Annotated in this window: 2 tRNA genes and 2 rRNA genes; all 4 read right to left on the reverse strand. The window is 48.3% G+C overall.

The window, feature by feature from the left end:
• A 23S ribosomal RNA gene (locus AC0V2Y_RS28195) occupies positions 1 to 221 on the reverse strand; the annotation flags it as partial.
• 245 nt (positions 222 to 466) lie between these two features.
• Positions 467 to 542, reverse strand: a tRNA-Ala gene (locus AC0V2Y_RS28200).
• Between the two features lie 18 nt (positions 543 to 560).
• Positions 561 to 637, reverse strand: a tRNA-Ile gene (locus tag AC0V2Y_RS28205).
• A gap of 103 nt (positions 638 to 740) precedes the next feature.
• Positions 741 to 917: ribosomal RNA gene (locus tag AC0V2Y_RS28210) — 16S ribosomal RNA — on the reverse strand; the annotation flags it as partial.

Below are 917 nucleotides of genomic sequence, written 5' to 3' on the forward strand. Positions count from 1 at the left end.
TGATTTCTTTTCCTGCAGCTACTTAGATGTTTCAGTTCGCCGCGTTCGCCTTGCATACCTATGTATTCAGTATGCAATACCCTAAAAGGGTGGGTTGCCCCATTCGGAAATCTGCGGATCAAAGTGTGTTTGCTCACTCCCCGCAGCTTATCGCAAGCTACTACGTCCTTCATCGCCTGTAATCGCCAAGGCATCCACCATGTGCACTTATTCGCTTGTCCCTATAACGTTAGCCTCTGATTATCGAAATAATCAAAGAGCGCTACAGGGATAAGAAAGCACAACGTTGTTGCTTGTTTGTTGATACATACAATCATTACCCATCGATCTGCTTGTTACGGCAAACCGATCAATAAATAATCTTTACTTCTTCCAGATTGTTAAAGAACGAAACAGCTTTGATCGCTAAAAGATCAAACCTAAACCTGAGTCACTGACCGGCTTACGTTTGCACTTTCAAAGTACTTGGTGGAGGATGACGGGATCGAACCGACGACCCCCTGCTTGCAAAGCAGGTGCTCTCCCAGCTGAGCTAATCCCCCTGAGATTTACTAATTAGCTGGTAGGGCTGGTTGGACTCGAACCAACGACCCCCGCGTTATCAACACGGTGCTCTAACCAGCTGAGCTACAGCCCCAACGCGGTGCTACTACGACGACTACTGTTTCTTCTCTTACTAACAGCCGATAAGTGTGAACATTTGATGCGTGAACCATTTACCTGATTCGTGCAAACTCTAGAAAGGAGGTGATCCAGCCGCACCTTCCGATACGGCTACCTTGTTACGACTTCACCCCAGTCACGAATCCTACCGTGGTAAGCGCCCTCCTTACGGTTAAGCTACCTACTTCTGGTAAAACCCGCTCCCATGGTGTGACGGGCGGTGTGTACAAGACCCGGGAACGTATTCACCGCGA

It is taken from the genome of Janthinobacterium sp. BHSEK, assembly GCF_056174685.1.